At 75.6% G+C, this 19,915-nt stretch carries 14 protein-coding genes; 5 read left to right on the top strand and 9 right to left on the bottom strand.

The window, feature by feature from the left end:
• The first annotated feature begins 261 nt into the window (after positions 1-261).
• On the top strand, positions 262-795 hold the full coding sequence (locus tag Asi03nite_RS09970) for a hypothetical protein (protein WP_203678279.1): 534 nt from the start codon (positions 262-264) through the stop codon (positions 793-795).
• A 167-nt stretch (positions 796-962) separates the two neighbouring features.
• Positions 963-1,100, top strand: a complete 138-nt coding sequence (locus tag Asi03nite_RS09965) for a hypothetical protein (protein ID WP_203678278.1) — start codon at positions 963-965, stop codon at positions 1,098-1,100.
• A gap of 83 nt (positions 1,101-1,183) precedes the next feature.
• Here Asi03nite_RS09965 and Asi03nite_RS09960 read toward each other — a convergent pair whose 3' ends face one another.
• Both Asi03nite_RS09960 and Asi03nite_RS09955 read right to left on the bottom strand, forming a co-directional pair.
• A complete protein-coding gene (locus Asi03nite_RS09960; RefSeq protein ID WP_203678277.1) occupies positions 1,184-2,416 on the bottom strand; it encodes a S8 family serine peptidase in 1,233 nt (410 codons plus the stop codon).
• Positions 2,413-2,907, bottom strand: coding sequence for a hypothetical protein (locus tag Asi03nite_RS09955; RefSeq protein ID WP_203678276.1), 495 nt, complete (start codon positions 2,905-2,907; stop codon positions 2,413-2,415). Before Asi03nite_RS09955 ends, Asi03nite_RS09960 begins: the two co-directional genes overlap by 4 nt.
• 25 nt (positions 2,908-2,932) lie before the next feature.
• Here Asi03nite_RS09955 and Asi03nite_RS09950 point away from each other — a divergent pair, with 25 nt between their 5' ends.
• Positions 2,933-3,787 (top strand): hypothetical protein, encoded by an 855-nt coding sequence (locus tag Asi03nite_RS09950; RefSeq protein ID WP_203678275.1) that lies wholly within the window; start codon positions 2,933-2,935, stop codon positions 3,785-3,787.
• Here Asi03nite_RS09950 and Asi03nite_RS09945 read toward each other — a convergent pair.
• From Asi03nite_RS09945 to Asi03nite_RS09935, 3 genes are read right to left on the bottom strand one after another with little or no spacing between them, the layout of a single operon-like run.
• Positions 3,784-4,584 (bottom strand): SseB family protein, encoded by an 801-nt coding sequence (locus Asi03nite_RS09945; protein WP_203678274.1) that lies wholly within the window; start codon positions 4,582-4,584, stop codon positions 3,784-3,786. The two genes, Asi03nite_RS09950 and Asi03nite_RS09945, sit on opposite strands and share 4 nt — an antisense overlap.
• The gene (locus Asi03nite_RS09940) at positions 4,581-5,552 is read right to left on the bottom strand and encodes an SMI1/KNR4 family protein (RefSeq protein ID WP_203678273.1); all 972 of its coding nucleotides are present in this window, start codon (positions 5,550-5,552) and stop codon (positions 4,581-4,583) included. Before Asi03nite_RS09940 ends, Asi03nite_RS09945 begins: the two co-directional genes overlap by 4 nt.
• Complete coding sequence (locus tag Asi03nite_RS09935; RefSeq protein WP_203678272.1) at positions 5,549-6,574, bottom strand: hypothetical protein; 1,026 nt, start codon at positions 6,572-6,574, stop codon at positions 5,549-5,551. The genes Asi03nite_RS09940 and Asi03nite_RS09935 overlap by 4 nt, the downstream gene beginning before the upstream one ends.
• Positions 6,575-6,617: 43 nt before the next feature.
• Between Asi03nite_RS09935 and Asi03nite_RS09930 the strand changes: the two genes are divergently transcribed.
• A complete protein-coding gene (locus Asi03nite_RS09930) occupies positions 6,618-6,971 on the top strand; it encodes a hypothetical protein (RefSeq protein ID WP_203678271.1) in 354 nt (117 codons plus the stop codon).
• A 4-nt stretch (positions 6,972-6,975) separates the two neighbouring features.
• Positions 6,976-7,278, top strand: a complete 303-nt coding sequence (locus Asi03nite_RS09925; protein WP_203678270.1) for a hypothetical protein — start codon at positions 6,976-6,978, stop codon at positions 7,276-7,278.
• On the opposite strand, the gene Asi03nite_RS09920 is transcribed toward Asi03nite_RS09925, so the two are convergent.
• The 4 genes from Asi03nite_RS09920 to Asi03nite_RS09905 are packed head-to-tail and all read right to left on the bottom strand — an operon-like array spanning position 7,275 to position 19,903.
• Entirely contained in the window at positions 7,275-8,300 is a 1,026-nt protein-coding gene (locus Asi03nite_RS09920; RefSeq protein WP_203678269.1) for a hypothetical protein, read from the bottom strand. The genes Asi03nite_RS09925 and Asi03nite_RS09920 overlap by 4 nt on opposite strands.
• Before the next feature lie 7 nt (positions 8,301-8,307).
• The gene (locus tag Asi03nite_RS09915) at positions 8,308-8,709 is read right to left on the bottom strand and encodes a TY-Chap domain-containing protein (RefSeq protein WP_203678268.1); all 402 of its coding nucleotides are present in this window, start codon (positions 8,707-8,709) and stop codon (positions 8,308-8,310) included.
• Positions 8,706-9,194: a DUF6301 family protein gene (locus Asi03nite_RS09910; RefSeq protein WP_203678267.1), complete on the bottom strand. Its 489-nt coding sequence runs from the start codon at positions 9,192-9,194 to the stop codon at positions 8,706-8,708. The genes Asi03nite_RS09915 and Asi03nite_RS09910 overlap by 4 nt, the downstream gene beginning before the upstream one ends.
• Positions 9,191-19,903 carry a glycosyltransferase gene (locus tag Asi03nite_RS09905; protein WP_203678266.1) on the bottom strand — a complete coding sequence of 3,571 codons (10,713 nt, stop codon included), beginning with the start codon at positions 19,901-19,903 and terminating at the stop codon, positions 9,191-9,193. Before Asi03nite_RS09905 ends, Asi03nite_RS09910 begins: the two co-directional genes overlap by 4 nt.
• Between the last annotated feature and the right edge of the window lie 12 nt (positions 19,904-19,915).

Here is a 19,915-nt window from a genome sequence, read left to right as displayed (position 1 = left end):
CGCCACCTCACCGGCGAGCCGCCGGCGCAACCCGTGTGACCAGCGTTTTTTCAACCGTTCGGAAGCTCGGCGGGACCCAACCGATTCGTGGACGGCGGTGCCCGGTTGTGAACCTCCGGCCACGGAGCGGACCCGACGCTTGCCGGGAACAGGTACGTTGCTGACCCCACGTGCCGGAGGATGGTTCATGTTGCGTCTGTCTCGGTCTGTCCTTCTGCTCACCACGGTGTCGTTGGCGGCCAGCCTTTCGGGCACGCCAAGGTGAGCACCCGGCGCGTCAGTTCACGCAAGGTCGTCCTGACGGCCACGTTCCTCGCCCTGGCGGCTGGCAGCACCGCGGCCTGCAACAAAGCCGGCGAAGAGCGGGAGTACGCCGAGGAGCCGGCTTACGCCTACGACTCCGGCAGCAGCGGCGGCGGTACGGTCGTCGAGGATCCGGTCACCGAGGACCCGGTCACCGACGAGGAGCCGGCCGAGGAGGAGTTTCTCGACGAGGAGGCCGCCGAGGAGGTGTTCTACTGCGCGGACGAGGAGGGGGAGATCGCCGACGAGGATTACTGCGACGACGACACCGGCCGGTATTTCATCTGGCACTCCACGTCCTACTCCCGCGGCCTCGGGCCGGGGGCTCACCTGGACGGCGGTGACTATTTCCCACCCGGGGACACCACGAGCCGGCGCGCGTTCAAGCTGCCGACCGCCGGGCGTGTCTCCAACGGCACCGTGAAGACCAACATCGTGGGTCGCGCGAGCAGCGGCTCCACGGCCGGCGGAATCTCGTCGTCGGGAGGCTGACCGGCGGCCGACGCGGGATCTTGGCGGCCCGCGCGATCCGCTGTCCGACGACGCGCTCCAAGATCACCCACCTGACCGGGGCCACCCGCACAATGCCGCTGAGCGGATGTTCGTGGAGCTGACTCACGGGCGCGCCCGACCGGGCGGCTGGCGGAACAATCATCGGCATGGCGACGGCGGCGGGCGACTTTCACGCGTTCCGGCTCGACCTCACCGAAGCAGTGCTCACCGCGGTCGAGGGTGACGAGTTGGTCATCACACGGTGGCGGCCGGGGGAGGACGTCAAGGCTTTTCGGCGCGGATAGTCGCGACGACCGCTGGAAGCCTCTGGAACCGGCCGGGCACGCGACGCCGGCGGGTCGGCGCCTCGCACAGCGACTGGACCGGGTCAGCGGGCTCCGCCGGGTGGGGGGTCGAGGAGCATCACCGGAGGGCCGGGCTCGACCGGCTCGTCGTACTCCGGCAGGGGCGGCGCCGTGGTCGGCCGCCAGTGTTGCCGCCGACTCCGCCGGATCGCCGCGGTCACCAGCAGAACCGCCACCACCGCCATCCCGGCGATCGTCGCGCCGGTGAACGCCACCATCCGCCGCCGGCTCTCCGCCGACCCCGGCGCAGCCGGCGGCGCCGTCAGACCCGGCAGCGCCCGTCCCTTTCCGGTGGCGGCCTTCCCGGTCACCGCCGCGTACGGATTCACCACCCCGGCCCCGAAAGCGTCGCCGTCGACAGCCGGACTGGCCGAGGCCTTCAGCACCCGGGTCACCTCGGCGACCGGCATCCGCCCGAGCCGGCTGCGGATCAACGCCACCGTCCCGCCCACATATCCCGCGGCGAGCGCCGTCCCGTCGGACTCGACCAACCCCCGGGGCCCGGCATCGCCACCCTGCAGGGTGGGCACCGCCACCCCGGGCGCGACCAGGTCGACGTACCTCCCATGCTGGGATCTGTCGTAGATCCGCCCGCTCTGATCGATCGCCCCGACGCCGATCACGTCCGGATAGGACGCCGGATAGGGCACCGGATTCCGGTCCTGGGCCGATCCGAGATCACCCACCGCGGCGACCACCGGCACGCCGGTGGCCACCGCCGCGGCCACCGCCGACCGCAGCCGGTCACTGTCCTGGTAGACAGCGGACGCCACCACGATCACCTGGGCGCCGTTCTGCACGGCGAACTCGACACCGCGGGCCAGCCCGGCCGCCGAGGGCTCGTCGCCCGGCGTGGACGGCGCCACCCGTACCGGCAGGATGGTGGCCCGGCCGGCCACCCCCGCGACCGGGCTGCCCTCCTCGGGGGACGCCGCGATCACCCCGGCCACCTGTGTCCCGGTCCCGAGGCAGTCGGTGTCGGCGGTGCCCCGCCCGGCGTCCGCGTCGCGCCCGGCCAGCACCCGCCCGGCGAGTTGCCGGTGACTGGCCTGGACGCCTGTGGACAGCACCGCCACCACGACGTTGCCGCCCCGGGTGAACTGGCTGACCGAGTCGACCGCAAGCATCTGCCGGGGCCACGCGGCGGTCCCGGTGACCTGCCCGGCGGTCGCGCAGTCGGCGGCGCGGGCCGGCGCCGGGGTGAGCAGGAGCGGAGCGACGAGAAGGGCCACCGCGGCCGTACGACCGAGGATCATGCCAGTGCCGCTCGCCGGGCCAGCAGGTCGGCGCGCCGGAACCGCTCCGGCGACCGCGCCCGGAAGGCGAGCCCCGCGGGGCTCCAGAACGCCTCGTCCGGCAGTTCGGCGGCGCCTTCCGGGCAGAACTTCAGCGCCTCGTCGAGGCACGCGGCGGCGATCCGCGCCGAGTCCGGGTCGGACAGACCCGCGGCGAGCGTCAGCATGTCCGCGATCTCCACCCACTGCCCGGCGTCGAACAGCCGCGAGGTGTCGGAGCCGAACGTCACGTGCTCCCCCGCCCGCGGCGGCGTCGGCCGGTCGGGCAGCGCGAACACGAACTCCCGGGACCGCCCGCAGGCCCGGCACGATCCGTGATAGCGGCGCGCCAGCACACCGGACCGGTCGACGAGCGCCTCGGCCCAGGAGACGTCCACCCCGCCGCACTCCGGACAGCCGTGCAGGTCCATGTAGAGATGGGCTTCGTCACGGGTCCTGGCAACCGGCAGCACAGTCAGAAAGCTACCCTGTGAGGCCGTGATGAAGAAGCGCGTCATCCTCTACGGCATCGCCGCGGTCCTGGCCGGCGTGGTGGCCGCCGACCTGATCAGCGGGGGCCGGCTGATCCGGCTGCCGGACGGCGAGAACGAGACCTACCGCCGGTTCGCGCGGATCAACGCGGAGCTGGTGCGCGCCGGCACCGCGAGGGTCACCTTCACCGCCACGATGATCCCGGGCGGGGCGTGGGCCGGCACCAGCGCTGTGCGTTTCGGCGAGACACCGGTCTGGGACACGTCGTACGACAGGGCCACGGTCGGCGACGGCACCGCCCCGATGCGCCGCCTGCACCTCGACGAGCGCACCGAGTACCTGTCGTCGCCCGCGCTGCGGCCGGCCGACGAGCGTGCCTGGATCGATCCGGACGTCACCAGCGTGACGTTCGGCCCGATCTCCTCGCCGCGCACCGGCGTCGCCGACGTCACCACCTGGCTGCGCTTCCTGGGCGGGGTCGACCGGGCCCACGCGCTGCAGGCCAAGCACGACCTGCCGGACGTGCCGGGCGCGCCGCACGAGTTCCTGTTCCGCTGCTTCGCGACGGTCGCGCAGTGCCCGCCGCCCTACGAGACCGAGCTGGACGACGCGTTCAACACCTCGCAGGCCACCGACCTCCGGGTCTGGCTGGACGACGACGGCCGGCTGCGGCGCCTGGGAGTCTTCGCGGTGCTCGACCACCTGGAGGCGGACGGCAGCCGGGACGTGCGGGACCTGTCGCACCCGATCGTGGCGAGCACCGTCGAGGCCACTTTCGACCTCCGCGACTTCGGCATCCCGGTGCTGGTCGCCGCGCCGCCGCGGGCGGAGGTCAGCACCGAGAGGTACCTGAAGGTCTAAGGTTCGAAGGTGAGCAGCGCGAGCACCTGGTCGGCGGGCAGCTGGAAGAGTCCGTCCACCGAGATCCCGTGCCCGTCCGGCCACATCGCCAGGGCGAACGCCAGGGCCACCTCGACCACCGGCGGCGCCGCGTCCGGGTGCCGCCGGGCCAGCTCCTCCGCGCTGGTGAACACCTCGATCACCTGATCCGCGCCGGGCCGCCAGGGGAAGTCCCCGGTCAGGATCTCCTCCGGGTCCGCCGGCCGGGTCACCGGGATCAGGACGTTGGCGTCGAGCAGCTGGTCGAGATATCCGTAGACGTCCCCGGCGTCGAGCGCGTCCCGCGGCGACGGATACGGCCCGCCGGCGCGGTGGCGTTCCCGCAGCTCGACGTCGACGAGTTCGTCCCGTTCGGCGGTCTCCACCAGCTCCCGCACGGTCGGCACCTGGATCTCGCCCACCGCGGCCCGCCTCAGGCTCTCGATCGACAGGTACGCGTCCACAGGCGTCCCCGGGTTGATCGCCAGCCGCCAGTCGGGGTCCGGCCACTTGCGGCTGAGCTCGGCGAAGTTGGTCACCGTGTACCCGTCGACGGCCTGGCCGTACTGCGCCGCGAGCGCCCGCACCGACGTGAAGACCGGCAGGAGGACCTGGCCGAGGGCGTGCACGGTGAGGAAGCGCTGCGGCCCGCCGGTCCCGCTCAACTGCGGCAGGAACAGCTCGGCCGACGCCAGCACCTGGAAGAACGTCTGCCTGTCGTTCTCCAGCCCGGCGGCCAGCAGGGCCTCCTCGACCGGGTTCGCCGGCTCCCAGGTCACGGCGCGGGCCTGCGGTGCGTGGCGGGCAGCAGGGCGCCGAGGCGGTCCGGGGAGGCCGGAGTGGCGCCGCTCGCGGCCGCCGCGGCAAGATCCGACAATTGCCCGGGTACGGGCCGCAGCCCGAACCAGAACGACGCGAAGTCCCCGGCCAGCCGGTGCAGCAGCCGCTCGCACACGTCGGCCGCGGTGTAGTGGTCCCGGTCCCGCCAGTCGTCGTCGTCCAGGTATCCCACCGCGCCGGTGTCCTCGCCGCGCACCTTCACGGTGAGCAGCCCGCCCTGCAGGTACCCGACGGCCAGCCAGTCGGGGGTGAGCCGGTCGCCGAACCACGCGTTCAGGTAGCCGAGGTCCTGCAGCCGGTCCTCACGCCACCCGAACAGCGGCTGGTCGAGCACGAACCCGTGACCCGGGTACACGGCCGGCACGGACGGCGCCGCTCCGTTCGTACGCAACAGGAAGTCCCGGTAGGCGCCGGGCAGACGCACCTTCAGGATCTCCTCGCCCACCGCCAGCGCCGCCTCGGTGAGGCGTTCCGTGACGACGATGCCCGGCGGCTCGCCGGCGCCGGCAGTCAGGCCGCGCCCGGCGGCGCGGGTTCCGCCCACGCTGACCCCGCCCAGGTGCCGGAAGCCGGCGTGCAGCTCGGCCGGGATCAGCGCGAGGTGCCGGCTCTGCGCCAGGTGCGCCCAGGTCCAGCCGACCGGGGTGCCGGTCGCGCCGGCCCAGATCGGGTCGCCGGTGGCGCGGGCGACCAGGTCGGCGGCGCGGACGTCGACGACGCGGGACTCGTCCACGGTCAGGTCCGGGGTGGCCGGCGGCAACGCGATCAGCAGGCGGGCGTAGGGCGTCCAGTCCGGGAAGCCGGACGGGTCGACCGGCACGCCGTGGCGGTACCGCACCCGCAGCATCGGGCTGGCCGGGTGCGCCGCGCGGAACGAGTACCGCGCTCCGGCGATCCGCTCGCTCACGGCAGCGGTCCGGCGAAGTCCCCGGTGTACGGATCCATCCCGGCCGCCGCCCGCGCCGAGCGCACCATCTCCCAGCCCGCCTCGGCCGGTGGCAGCCGGTCGGCGGGGATCGCGTACACGTCCTCGTCCGGGTCCCAGCCCGGCTGCCCGGTCCGGGCCAGCCAGCCGGCGCGTACCGCGGCCGCCGCGGCCAGGCGCCTGTCGCGGTCCGCCGGCGCCCGCGCGAACTCCCGCTCGACCGCCCAGACCAGCGCGTTGTACGCGGCGAGCGCGTCCGGCGGCGACAGCAGCGAGAACCCGGTCGCGACGTCCAGCCCGGACGCCGCGCGTTCGGCCCGGACCAGCTCGTGCCGCTGCCGCGGGGTGGCCCGGTCGTCGTCGAGCCCGGCCAGCCCGTGCCGTGCCACCCACATCGCGCGGACCTCGGCGCGGCGGCGGACCACCTCCAGATGGCCGGCGTCGGCCGGCCCGTCGAAGCCGGCCGACGCCGGCAGGGCGCTCATCAGCAGGTGCACGTGGCTCTGCCGGTCGCGCAGCCAGGACCGGCGGAACCGGTCCGGCCCGGCGTCCCGGGCCCGCCGGCTCCACGCCGTCCACAGTGCCGAGTCGGGCAGGTCCTCGCCGTCGAAGAACTTCGCCGCCTCGTCCAGCGCGGACTCGGCGGCGCCGAGCAGCATCCCGGCGGTCCGGCGTGCCTCCTCGGGCAGCGCGCGGATCTCGCCGATGCCGCCCGGGACGCCGGACAGGTACCGCTCGGCGGCCCACAGCCACTGGCCGGCGTCGATCAGCTCGGACGGCTCGCGACGGTTGCTGAACTCCCGGCTGTCGGCGCCCGCGGGGAACCGGAAGACGAACGAGCGCTGCCGGCCGCACCGCGGGCAGACGCCGTGCCACCGCTGGCCCGTGTCCCCGCCGGGCAGCGTGGCCGGCTCCGCGGACGGCGTGAACCCGGTCTCCCCGCACTCACAGGGGGTGAGATCGATGAAGAGATACGCCTCGGCGTAGGTCTGCGCGGAGAACACGCGACCCACCCTGCCACACCGGCGCCGTTGATAAGGTGGCCCGGTGACCGACGTGGAGCATGACCCGGCCCGCCACCTGCTGGCCCGGATGCGCTACGACCGGCTGCCGGACGGCACGCAGCGACGCAGCCCGATCCCGCTGGACGCGGCGGCCGCCGAGTTCGCCGAGCTGATCGAGGCGGGCCGCCCGGCCGAGGCCCGGCTCGACCCGGACGACGCGCGTGACGAGGTCGCGGCGTTCTCCCGGCAGCGGGCCAAGGTGATCGCCACCCTGCTCGACGAGCTGTCCCGGCGGCTCGCGCCCGGCCTCGGCGCCGGCCCGGTGCAGGGCGACGGATCGCTGAGCGAGCTGGCCGCGCGCACCGCCCGGCACCTGCGCAGCGGAACGGGGTATTGAGAGCATGGGCGATCCGTCCCGGCACTGGCTCAGCAAGTCCCCACTGGACGGCGCCAAGCCGCTCGACGACTTCGCCGCCGAGGCCCGCCCGGCGCTGGCCGCCGGAGCCGCGGTCGACGGCCGCGCCCCGGGCTCGCGGGACATCGTGGCGATCTCCATCCAGCGCGCCGGCGTGATCGCCGACCTGCTGGACGAGCTGGCCGCGCGGTTGCGCCCGGGCGTGGAGTCCGGCCCGATCCGGTCCGGCGGCGAGCTCAGCCGGCTGGCCCGCGAGCTGGCCGACGACATGTACCGGCGGGCGTCCTAGAGCTGCCGCCGGGCCGCGGCGCGCGCCGCGGCGACCATCTCCCACACCGCCCCGGCCGGCGGCAGGTCCGCGTCGGTCAGGTCCCAGACCACGCTGCCGGTCCAGAGCCGGTCGCGCCATGCGGTGTCGTCGATCCGGTGCCGCTCCAGCCACGCCTGGTAGGCGGCCAGCGCCAGCCCGATCCGCAGGTCCCGCTGCGGCACGTCGCCCGCCAGTTCCGCCTCGAGCCCGCTGATCAGCTGCCGGAACGCGGCGAACCCGCCACGCGGGCCGGCGCGGCCCAGACCGGTCTCCGGGTCCTGGCCGTTCAGCGCGCGCAGCTCCCGCTCGATCTCGCGGTTCTGCTCCGCGGTGCCCGCGCCGAGGGCGGCCCGCTCCAGGCCGTGCCTCCGGGCCCACGCCTCCACCGCCCGGCTCTCGGCGGCCTGCCGCCGGACCGCGTCCGGGTCCGGCGCCGCCGGCGCGTCGCGCAGGGCCCGCAGCCGCCGTTCCACACCCAGCCGCAGATCGACCAGGCGCTGCCGGGTGAAGGCGGCCGGCTCCCGGACGTAGCGGTCCCGGCCGGGCGCGCTGCGGAACGCCTCGGCGGGCACCCGGTCGGCGCCGTCCGGGATGAACTTGACAGCTTCGCGGAGGGCGGCCACGGCCGCCATCAGCCAGGTCCGCGCGGTGGCTCGCGGTTCGCCGGCGAGATGTCCGGGATTCGCCGGTACGGCATCCGCGTACTGTTCCGCCGCCCAGAGCCACTGCCCCGGGTCGAGGAGCTCGGACGGCCGGGTGCCGCGCCCGTACACGATCTCCCGGGCGCCCGCCGAGTCCTCGGGGACCTCCGGCACCCGGAACACGAACAGCCGGTCGCGCCCGCAGCCCGGACACCGGCCGGCGTAGCGGCGCCCGGGCGTGCCGTCCGGCAGCGTCACCGCCTCGCCTGCGGTGACCAGCCGCCGGTCGCCGCACTCGCACGGAGTGAGGTCGATGTGCAGGTGCGCCTCCTGCCGGGTCCGCGCCAGCGGGTACGTCATCGCCGGCTCACCGACCGGGCAGCGCGTTGAACCGTTCCCGCACCAGATCGGCGGGGCTGGTCGCGCCGTGCACCTCGCGCAGCGTGCGGACGAACAGCTCGGCCACCTCGGCCGCGTCCGCCGAGCCGAGCGGCCACCGGAAGTGCCGCTCGAAGTTGTCCACCCGGTCCGGGAACGGCGGCGGCCGCCAGCCCAGTTCCACCATGTGCCGCCGGTCCCGCCCGGTGAGCCGGCCGTCCTCGGGCAGGTGCCCGCCGCCGGCCGGCGCCTCGACCGCCAGGTACGCCGGCAGCTGCTGCATCGCCACGAAGTACGGCCCGGACCGCAGGATGTAGGTGTCCCCGTCGGCCAGCGTGGGCACGATCCGGGCGATCTCCGCGGCCAGCGACGCCCACCCGTCCCCGGTCACCGGCCGGCTCGCTCGCTCTGCCGGTCGGCCAGGTCCAGCCAGTCGTTGGCGGCCCAGGCCAGGTTCACCGCGGCCCCCAGGTGGGCGATCTCGACAGTGTGCGACGGGCCGCGCCACCGGGCCCTGCGCCGCGCGCCGGGGGTCCGGGTGGCCGGCTCGCCGAGGACGGCCGTGGCTGTCCGGACCGCTGTCGCGAACACGTCGGTGAGGAACTCCGGCGGCACGTCGCCGGCGCCCGCCGTGGAGGCCAGCGTGACGGTCACCTCGTCGGCGCGGCCGTCGTCGTACGTCACCTCGATCGCGTCGTCGCCGGCCGGCCAGGGGCCGCCGGCGATCGCGCCGTCCTCGTTCTCCAGCCGGATCGTCCAGCCCAGACGCTCGGCCAGGGCGGGAAATCCGGCCCGGTCCCAGGACCACGCGGTGTCCCGGATCCCGGTGATCAGTTTCTCCAGCGACGGCTGGTCGATGGCGGGTGGCAGTGTCATGGTCGTGGTCCCTCGGCGGGTTTCTCGCCGGCCAGCCGGATCGATCCCGGCCGCAGGCGGTCGTGGGCCAGCAGGTAGTCCGTCGCGGTGACGTGCCCGGTCACGCCGGTGTGCACCAACAGGTAGCGCAGGCTGCCCAGGCGCTCGGAGCCGACGATGCCGCGCAGGACGGGCCGCAGCTCCGGACGGTCCTCCAGCAGGGCCCGGAGTTTGACGTCGTTCTGCAGCATATGCCGCAGATATTCCGGGCTGCACTGCTCCGCGCGGATGTTCGCGCCGCCCGGGTCGGCGGGATCCTCGACCCAACGGGCGTTCAGGCCGCTGCCCGCGCCCTTCTCCTCGAAGGCGACCAGCACCGGGCCGTGGTCCGGGTCGTCGTACAGCAGCCAGCGGTCGACGTTGTCCGGCGTGCCGCGCTCGCCCTCGACGCTGCCGGTCAGCTGGCGGGCCCCGGGGAACCGGCGCTCCCGCACCAGGTCGCCCCCGGCGGCGCCGAGCCGCTCGCTGGCCTGGTGCAACTGGTCGTCGAGCTTGATGAACTCCCGGCCGCGGGCGCGCAGCTCCAGCCGCTGCTCGCGGGTCAGGAAACGCCTGCCCTCGGCCAGCGCGGCGTCCAGGGAGGCGCGGCCGAGCGCCGGCCTTGTCAGGTCGATGCCGTGCCCGGACAGCACCCGCAGGATCGGCTCCAGGTGACCGTCCCAGAGCGCGTCCATCCGGCCGCGGATGCCGTCGCGGTGCGCCACCGCGTCCCGCACCGCCCGGTCGGTCGCGGCCTCGCCCGACGTGTCCCAGCGGTGCTCGGCGGAGGCCCGGACGGCCCGGGCGTCGAGGTCGGCGCGCGGCGGCGGGTTGTCGTCCCGGACGTACGTCTGCGCGTCCCGCAGCCGGCCGTCGGCGCCCCGGCGGGTGCCCACCCGGTCGCCGGGGAAGTGATCCTTGCCGTCCGGCCCGCGCAGGAGCTTCTGGCCGTACGTCGTGTCCCGCCGGCCGTCCCAGCTCAGCTGCGACTCGGTGTACCGGCGCACCGGCGCGGTCTCGCCCGGCCGGGGCTCCGGCGGGCGCGGGACCGCGGCCGGCGGGGACGGCGAGCCGGCCGCCCGGGACTCCGGGTCGTGCAGCGACAACCCGGCCGGCCACTCCCGCCCGGTCATCACCTCCTCGCCGAGCGAGGTGCGGCCGCGGTGCCAGCCGTCCTCGGTGCCGGCCCGCGCGATGTCCCGGGGCGCCGGGAACTCCCGGCTGCCGAACGGGTGCTTCGCACGTTCCAGCAGGTCGCGGCCGGCGTCCGCTTCCCGGCGCAGGTTCGCGGCGGTCTCCTCGGGCGTCCGACCGCCGAACCGCTCGCGCAGCGCCGGCGAGTCGGTGGACCCGTCGAGGGCGCGCTCCATCCGGCGCACCCGGGCGTCCACGTCCCGCAGGATCTCGCCGACCACCTCCGGGTCGACGTCGCGTCCCCAGCCGTAGCCCTCCCGGGCCAGCTCGTAGCCGTCCCGGCCGCCCGCCCGCACCTCGATCCGGTCCACTCCGGACTCGCGGTACCACTCGATGAGCCGCCGGTCGGCGTACGGGTCCACCGAGCGCCCCTCGTGCCGGGCGACCAGGCTGCCGTCCGGGTCCCGGGACAGCACCCGGGTCTCGCTGCCCAGGTGCTCGCCGCCCGGCCCCTCGACGCGGAACCGGACGACCACCTCGTCGTGGCCCACCGTGATCGGCGGGTCGCCCTCCAGGCGCAGCACCCGGTCGCCGGCGCGGCGCCCGTCCAGTTGCCCGGTGAGGTGCTCGCGGACGGCGTCCGGCCCGGGTCCGGGCTCCCGGCCGGGGTGCGGCAGCAGATCGCCGAGACGCGGCTCCCGATCCGCCGCACCGCCGCGCCCGCCCGGTTCCCGGTCCGGTCCGGCGGGCTCGCTTTCCGGCGGCCCCGAGTGCCCCCCGGCGGCCTCCTGACCCACCTCGGGCCCGCGCGGCACCTCCGATGAGATGCGATTTTCCGGTACGCCGCTCCGGGTCTCCCCCAACGCCGTCCCGGAACCGTGCGCCGCGGCCGCCGGAGGTTCCGCGCCGTGCCTGGTCTCGGGCACGGCCGACGGCAGATAGGGCGGATCCGCCGGCGCCACCCCGCGCAGCACGTCCAGCACCCCACGGGCCGCGTTGCCCGGCGGATACCGCTCGCTCAGGAAGTCACGCAGCTCGGCGGCCCGCCGGTAGTGCTCGTCGAGCCCGCGCAACGCCGACCGCACGTGGTCGGTCCAGGCGCCGAGGCGGGCCTCGTCCACGTCGCGCAGCACGCCGTCCACCACGTGCTCGGGCAGGACCGCCGCGTCCCCGGCCACCCGGTCCACCCGGTCCCGCAGCGCCGGCACCGTGTTGCCGTCCCGCACGGTCGCCGCCTCGCCCAGCCCCTCCGGGACGTACCGGGGGTCGCCGAAGAACATCCCGGCGCCGGTCCCCTCGCCGACCACCACCGGCACCCCGGCCTGCGCTGCCTCGCTGGCCACCAGCCCGAAACCGTCCTGGAGGGACGGCATCAGCACCAGGTCCGCGCCGACCAGGTCGCGCCGCAGCTCGGCCCGGCCCTGCGGGGTGCCGGACGGCACGAACTCGCGCACCTCGACCGGATGCCCGGCGAGCTCGCCGAGCCGCTCCGCCATCCGCGGCCCCGCGCCGGCCGGGGCGCCGCGCACGGTCAGGTGCGCGTCCAGTCCCTCGGCACGCAGCTCACGCACCATCCGGGCGGCCATCTCGACACCCTTGATCGTGTCGTCGGCACGGCCGCGCACGTGCAGTTCGTACCGGTCGCCCGGGATTCGTGAGGGCGCCGGCCCGGTGTCCCGCGGCATGTCCGAGACGATGGTGTGCGCCGGCGGCGGGTCACCCGGCACCGCCTCGGCGGCCAGCCGGGCGGCCTCCCGCCCGAGCAGCGGGCCGATGCCGGTGACCAGGTCGGCGCCGGTCATCAGCGCGCGCTCGGTGGCGGCCCGGTCCAGTCCCTCGCCCGGCTTGCCACGCACCGCGTCGAGCACCTCGGGCGAGGTGTGCAGCACGTGGACGTACTTGGCGCCGGGGTAGACGTGCTCGCGCAGGATCCGGGCCGCGCCGCCGCCGAAGCGGGAGTTGCCGACGATCACGTCGACGTCCGGCGGCAGGTTGTCCAGCAGCATCGACATCGCGCGGCGGTCCGGCCGGCCGTTCTCGTCCAGCACGCCCCAGACCTCGTGCACGCCACGCACGTGGATGCCCTGCTCGGTGTCCAGCCGGGTGAGGTGCGGCCGCTCCGCCGACACCAGGCAGACCCGGCCGTACACCTCGGCGCCGGCGGTCCGGAAGCTCTCGCTCAGCTCCCGGTTCGCGGTGATCACGCCGCCGGCGTCGGAGTCGTACTCGGTGCAGACGGTCATCACCCGCACCGCGTCCGGGCCGGCCACGGCGTCGGTGGCGGCGTTGCGGCGGACCACCTCCCGCGGGTCCAGCGTGTCGTGGAACCGCTCGTGGCCGACCCGCGCCACCCCTTCGCCGAGGCCGCTGATCGCGTCGTGCACGCTGCGGGCGGCCGCCTCCGCGCCGTACCTCTGCCGCATCTCGTCCCGCAACGCCAGGGCGCGGTCGCGTTCGGCGGGCAGCTCCTGGAACGTACGCCGAATCCGGTCGGACCACCCGGCGGTGTCGCCGCCGTCCCGGACCACCGAACCGGCGCCGAGATCGTCGGCGACCCGCAGCGGATCGCCCAGCAGGCGCCCGGCGCCGCTGCCGGGGTGCACCAGGACCGGCACGCCGTCGCCGGTGGCCTGCAGCACCAGGGTGTCCAGCTCGGGGCGGGCCACCGGGTCGATCACCACGTCCGCGCCGTGCAGCAGCTCGCGCCGCCCGGCCACGTCGCCGGGCAGCCGGCGGACGGTCACCTCGCTGTCCGCCACCTCGGACAGCCGGTCCCGGTGCCAGCGGGTCTCCGGGCCCTCCGGGTCGCGCACGGCCACCGTGAGCCGCGCGTCCACGCCCTGCGAGCGCAGCTCCCGCACCGTCCCGGCGGCCGCGAGCTGCGCCCGCTCGTCGCCGGCGGCCAGCACCCGGTAGCCGCCCCGGCCGGGATCGCGCACCGGCGGAGGCGGGCCGCCGCCGTCGACCGGCGGGACCACCTCGTGCACCGGTGGCACCGGTTCGGCGCCGTGCCGCTGGAACGCGGCCCGCAGGCCGTCGGCGAGCTCCGGCCCGGCCGCGACCACCAGGTCGGCCCGGGACAGCACGTCCAGGTGCGCGGGCTCGGTGGGCAGGCTGTCGACGATCTGCACCACCCGGGCGTCCGGGTAGGCGTCCCGGCGCGCCTGCGCGACACCGGCGGTCTGTCCATAGCCGACGATCACGTCGGTGTCGGCGGGCAGGTGGTCGGGCCGCAGCAGCGGGCTGATCCGCCCGGTCACCCCGGGAACCGGGTCGGCCGGGACGCCCCGCACGTTCGGCCCGAGCTCGCCCGCCTCCAGGCCGGGCGCCCGCAGCGCGACGTGGTCCCCGCCCGCGCCGAGCGCCCCGGCCAGGTCCCACAGCACCCCGCGCTGCATCGGCCCGTCCGGCACGTCGTCGAAGGCGAGCAGCCGCAACGGCGCGGTCCGCCGCCGCTCGTCGATCCGCGGCGGCGCGCTCTCGTCGGGCCGCCCGTCCGCGCGGCTGTCCGCCGGTGGCGGCGCGGTGCCGTCCGGAGGGCCGCCGTCGCGCGCCGCGGCCTGCTGGCGCACCGGGTGCCCGAGCGCCCGCAGGTCCCGCTCCACCCCGGCGATCTCGTCGCGCAGCCGGTTCCGCTCGACCGGGTCCCCGGCCGTTTCCCGGAACTGCCGTTGCAGGTGCACCCGCTCGTTGATCCGGGCCGCCACGTGCGGATCCACCGGCGGCCGCGGCGTGCCGTCGCCCGGCCCGACGGCCTGCCCGACGGCCGCCGCGGCGCGCCGCACCAGCCCCTGCGCCGGGCGCCCGGCCTCCTCGGCGTGCTTGATCGCCAACGTCTCGGTGATCTCGTGCACCCAGACGCGGCTCAGCTGCTCCGGCGCCACCCGGTGGTTGACCCGGACCACGTGCGGGTCCGCCTCGGTGCCCGCCCGCACGGTGGTCTCCGCGAGGCTGTCCATCCCCCGGCCGACCTCGGTCACGAAGTGCCGGGCGCCGCCGTCCGCCAGGGTCACCCGGACGATCGCGCCGTCGCTGACCACCTCCACGATGTCGCGGCCGGCGAAGTCCCGCGGCCGCACGTTCCCGGTGGCCGCGTGCATCTCCTCGACTGTCACGTCGGGCAGGTGCGCGCCCCGCCCGGCCGGCACGAACCCGGTGGCGTGGATCGGGGCGGCGGTGTGCGTGACCGCGCCGCCCGGCTCCGCGCGCAGCGCCGGGTGGTACCCGAGCCACTCCTCGGGCGCCGGCCCGTCCAGGTAGCGGCGGCCGGTCCACTTGGTGTCGATCATCGCGTCCTTGCCCAGCCAGTGCTGGGCGGCGCGCTCCGGCCCGGTGGCCCGAGCGTGCAGCGGCTCGCGGTACCCGAGCCGCGCCACCTCCTGCGGCGTCGGGTACTCGTGCCCGGGCAGCGCCCCGTTCTGCACCCGCTCGGCCCGGTTGATCAGCGCCCTGGCCTGCTGGCCCTGCTCGCGCATGTGCCGGGCCAGCTCGTCCGGGGTCGACCCGCCGAACTTCTCGTAGAGCGGCCGCAGGTCGTCGGGCCCGTACCGGTCCAACCCGGACAGGTGCCGGTCGAGCTCGGCGACCTCCCGCCCCAGGCCGCGGAAGACGTCGTGGCCGCCGAGCGCCTGCCATTCGAAGCCGGCCTTGGCCCAGGTGTACCCGCCGACCCAGGCGGTGCGCACCTCGACGTGGGAGACGCCGGACTCCCGGTACCAGCCGTCCAGGTGCCGGTTGAACTCGCGGGCGAAGCCCTGCCCCTGCGCCTCCTCGTGCAGCGCCAGGTGCGAGTGCTTGACCCCGAGCGTGCCGTCCGGCGCCCGGTCGAAGGCCCGGATGATGTCGCCGAGCCCGCGCTGCCCGTCGGCCGACCGGATCTCCAGGTGCACGGTGAGGTAGTCGGGGCCCGCGTACACGCCCTCGAACTTCACCCGCACCCGCAGGCCGGCGAACTCGTGCCCGTCCAGCCTGGCCTGCACGGCCGCCGCGATGGCGTCCCTGCGCGCCGCCGCCTCGGCGTCGGTCCGCGGGATCAGCTCGTCGATCGGCGGCGTCTCCCCCGGCGCCCACGGCCGGCTCGGATCGGCCGGATCGTGCGCCGGCAGCCCGTCGTCGTGCTCGTGCGGAGCTGGGGCATCCCGCTCGGACACCGGCGGCTCCACAATCGGCGAATCCGAATTATCGGATGCACGCTGAATGTTCTCCTCGCGCGGCCCCTCGAACTCCGGCCGCCGCGGCCCCGGCCCGTCGTCCGGCCGCCGCGGCCCCGGCCCCGGCCCCTGGAGCTCCGGCCGCCGCGGTTCGAGCACTTCCAGCTCCGGGAACCGGGCCGCGGGCCGCTCCGCCCACCCGTGCGGGGTCACCCGCCGCACCGCGTCGTCCCCGAGCACGCGCAGACGTTCCGCGACCTCGTCCGCCGGTTTGGGCCGCGCCGCCCCGTGCTCCCCCGGATCCGCCAGGTGCTCGGCCGCCCACCGCGGCAGTTGCTCCGGCAGGTGCGACCCGCTCAGGATCGCCTGGATCTCCGCGGAGCTCAACCGCGGCGGCAGCGGCGGCTCGGCCGGCTCGGCGGCATGCCGGGGCACCGCGTCGTGGTCCCGCAGCGGAATCTCGCCCCGCCCGGGCTCCTCCAGCACCCGCAGCGCGTCGTCCGGCGGAACCCGGTCTCCCCACGGCGCCCCGTCGAACCCGCCACGCTCCCCGGCCGGCGGACCCTCTTCACCAGACCCGCGATCCCCGGCCGGCTCCCGATCCCCGGCGAGTCCGCGATCTCCGGCGGCGCCGTCGTGCGGCCGCGCCGGGTCGCCGGCCGGCTCGCGGTCTCCGGCGGGCGCGCCGTCCCGCGGCGGTGCCGGGTGGTGCGTTCCCGGCCCCGCTTCGCGGGCCGCCGGCCGGAGCTGATCCCCCACCTCACCGTGCAGCGTGCGCCAGGCATTCCCCAAATTCTCCCGTACGTACGCGGCCCGCGCCCCCGGCTCACCCGGCACGTGCGGCGACAGCCCGATCACCGCCGGCTCCACCTGCCGCCAGGTCCCGTCGCCGAGTTCCGCCAGGGCCGGCCGCCGCACCAGCGCTCCACCCGGCGGCAGCGACTCGTTGACCTGAACCGTGACGTCCACCTCGACGCCGTCGCCGTACCGCACCCGGATCGTCCCCGACCCGGGATCGAACCCGGCCCGATGCGGCTGGTCCGGCGCCCCGGGCTCACGCCCCTCGATCAGCCGCCCGATCTCCTGGTCCGCCACCAGCTCGACGTCCTCGGGCCGGGCCACCGCCCGCCCCGGAGCCGCCCCGTCCACCGCGACCAGCCGGAACTCCGCTACCCGGCGCACCTCCCCGCTGGCCGGCTCTCCCCGGCCCGGAACGCCCTGACCACCGTCCGAGGCACCGCGATCGCCGATCGGCTCCTTGGACATCGGCCGCCCGTCTCGCAGCTCGGGGTATGCCCGTGCCGCGGCCGGGTCCGCACCCTGGGCGATCCGCAGCCCCTCATACCGCCGCCGGAGTTCCGGAATGTCCGCGAAGTGCTGCCGCGCCCAATCGGCGCGCCTCTGGTTGCCACGCCCTGACACCGCGGCCTGATACTCGCTTCGAGCCGTCTCGACGCCCCCGGCGTGCGCGGCCAGGATTTCCGCGTCCACTCCGCGTTCGGAGAGCCGGATGTACTCCTGCAGACGAACGTGATATTCGACGACCTTGTTGTCCAGCTTGCCGAGAATCCCCTGCGCGTTCTCGATCAGCTTCCGGGTGTTACCGGGACGCTCGCGGACCGCCTCGGTGGCCACCTTGCCCTCGAACCGGTCCACGAGCTGGCGGACATGGTCCACCTCGTGTTCCAGATCGAGGAAGCGCATGCCGTCGAGGTGCCGGACCTCTCGCTCGGTGCGAAGAAGGTTCCGTCCCGTCACGTCGTAGACGTCGCGCTGGACCGCGCGGGCGCCCTGCGGGTCCTCGACCAGCCGGAAGCCGTGCTGTTCGAGGTACTCGACGACCCGCGGGAACTCAGGATGCAGCTCCATCCGTACCGTGCCCTGCCGGATGGTCTCCGGCGTGGCGGCTTCGCCCACCTCGGCGCCGGCGTCCCGCATGGAGTGGTCCGCGTCGTCCGGACGTGCCGCCGTCGGATCGTGCGGCGGCCCGTCGGGCGGCGGGCCCTCGTCGCCGCCCTCTCTCGCGGCCGCTCCGCCATCACGATGCCCGGCGCCCGGCGAGTCGCCGTCGGCCCGGTGCGCCGGCTCAGCGCCCCGCCCGCCGGCCGCCGCATCGCCGCGCGGGACCGGACTGTCCACATCGTCGCGCGCCGGTGCTTCGCCGGCCCGGGCCACTGGCGCGGGAGCGTCGTCCCGCCGATGCTCCCCGCGCCCGTGATCGGCCGTGCGATCCGTTGCGGGCCGATCCTCGACGCTCCGCTCCGCCACCGCACGATCGGTAGCAGGACTGTCGGTCGCCAGCCGGTCCCCGGTGGAGCGCTCGGGAGCACGGTGATCAACCGCGGCGCGGTCGGACGTGCCGCGACCAGGCGCGGCCGCATCGTCACCGTCAGCGGGCGTGCGATCACGGCCTGCGGTGGCGCTGTCCGGCGGTGAGCCGCCGCCGTCCGCGGGCGTGCGGTCACGACCTGGGTTGGAGCTGTCCGGCGGTGAGCCGCCGCCGTCCGCGGGCGCGTGCTCCCCGGCCCCGGGCTCGGCGGCGGGGCGGGCTCCGTCCGTACCCCCAAGGGTGGAGACGTCTCCCCCCGCGCGGCCGGGGTCGGCAGCGGCCCGGACCGGCGTGCCTTCGCCGCCACCGTCCCCACCGGGCTGCCGCGGCCCGGCGCCGCCGCTGTCGGCACGGGCCGGAGCGGACGCCTCGGCGCGGGCCGCCGGCGCCTCCGGACGGGCAGCGACCGGCGTGGCGCCGGCCGGCGGGGCGGCGGATCCGGTCACCACCGAGGCGGGCGCGTCACCCCAGTTCGCCGCGATGTGCTCGGCCACCTCGGGCCGTGCGGAGACCTCGGTGGGCACCACCCGCAGGCCGCCCGCCTCGCCGCTCGGGTCGGCGCCCTGCCAGGCGACGTACCCGTTGTCGGTGAGCACCAGATGTTCCGCGGTGCCGCGATACGTGCCGCTGGAGATCGCGGCGAAGCCGCCGTCCTCGCCGGACAGCAGGTGCAGGTTGTCGCCGATCCGGAGGCTGCCGCCGCCCAGGTGGCTCATCTCCAGGTGGGTCTGGCCGCCGAAGATCACGCCGGCCGAGGCGCCGAGCACCGTCTGGTGGCCGACCTCGGTCCAGTTGACGCCGCTGATGCCGACGCCCTGCTGGAGCTGGCCGACGATGCCCATGCCGCCGCCGGCCAGCGCGCCGCCGACGGTGTGGCCGACCGGGCCGCCGAACATGCCGGCGCCGAAGACGCCGCCCTGCATCGCGCTGTTGCGGACATGCGCCCAGTCCAGGCTCTCCCGGTTGCCCTCGGCCATCTGCAGCAGCTGGGCGCCCAGGTCGCCGCCGCCCATGAAGCCGGCGCCGAAGGCGACCCGGCTGCCGACGTAGTGGACGAACTCCCTGCCCAGCCCGGCGTGGGCGGCCTCCTGGACGGCAAGCCCGGTCAGCGCGGACTCGGCGGCCTCGGCGCCGAGCTTCCTGCCGGCCCAGTTCTTCATCAGCTGCTGCTGGATCTCCTTGGCCAGCTGCTTCTGCACGGCTCGGGTGGTCTGGCCGGCCAGCCGGCCGCGGATCTGCCGGCCGGCCATGCCGCGCAGGGCCTGCGCGGCCAGCCGGTTGGCGACCGCCTTGGAGACGCCCCGCGCGGCGACGTTGGTGGCCGCCCGGCCGGCCAGGGTCTGCCCGAACCGCCGGGCGATGTCCCGGGCGCCGGTCGTCACGATGTTCTTCACCACGGCGGCCGGGATCGCCTCGCCGAGCGAGATCCGGGTGACCACCGGGACGGCCAGCCGCGCGCCGGCGGCCAGGGCCCGGGTCGCGGCGGTGGCCGGCAGTTCGACGAACAGGTTGGTCAGCGGCTTGATCGCGACCCGGACGACGATCTGGGCGATCTTGCCGACGGTGTTCTCGGCGAGCTTGCCGAGCGCCAGCCGGAAGCCGGTGAACAGGCCCGGCGCGGCGCCGAGCGATGCGCCGCCGGACGGGATCGCGGCGACCACCAGCATGTAGATCGAGACCGCGAGCATCAGCAGGTTGATCGCGACCAGATATTTCATCAGCTCGACCTCGAGGCCGAAACCCTGCACACCCATGCGCATCTGGGCGGCGCCGTCAGCGGACTGGCGCAGCCCCTCGAGGTAGCTGTACCACTGCTCGACGAAGGCGGCGGCCGCCGCGTCGCCGGACCAGTTGTCCAGGATCGGGTCGGCCGCCCGCAGCACGTCCTGGTACGCGGTGTTCAGCTCGTCGGCGAGCCGTTCCCACTGGTCCGCGAGGTCGTAGACGTCGTTCGCCCGGGCCAGCGGGATCTCGCCCAGGACGATGTGCGAGAGCCAGTCGATCCAGTCCGGAAGCCACTCCTCGAACTCCGAGAAGTAGTCCAGCATGGTCGTGATGAACTCATGATCGTCACTCACGGGGCGGTCCGG

This window comes from Actinoplanes siamensis, assembly GCF_016862395.1.
Classification (GTDB): domain Bacteria; phylum Actinomycetota; class Actinomycetes; order Mycobacteriales; family Micromonosporaceae; genus Actinoplanes; species Actinoplanes siamensis.
The sequence above is the reverse complement of the archived record's forward strand: the minus strand, read 5'-3'. Positions and strand labels throughout refer to the sequence as shown.

What these genes read in the sequence shown, in the direction of transcription:
- Asi03nite_RS09920 (WP_203678269.1), bottom strand. Translation starts at nt 8,300, where the DNA reads ATGACGTACCCGCTGGCGCGGACCCGGCAGGAGGCGCACCTGCACATC.
- Asi03nite_RS09960 (WP_203678277.1), bottom strand. Translation starts at nt 2,416, where the DNA reads ATGATCCTCGGTCGTACGGCCGCGGTGGCCCTTCTCGTCGCTCCGCTC.
- Asi03nite_RS09965 (WP_203678278.1), top strand. Translation starts at nt 963, where the DNA reads ATGGCGACGGCGGCGGGCGACTTTCACGCGTTCCGGCTCGACCTCACC.
- Asi03nite_RS09925 (WP_203678270.1), top strand. Translation starts at nt 6,976, where the DNA reads ATGGGCGATCCGTCCCGGCACTGGCTCAGCAAGTCCCCACTGGACGGC.
- Asi03nite_RS09910 (WP_203678267.1), bottom strand. Translation starts at nt 9,194, where the DNA reads ATGACACTGCCACCCGCCATCGACCAGCCGTCGCTGGAGAAACTGATC.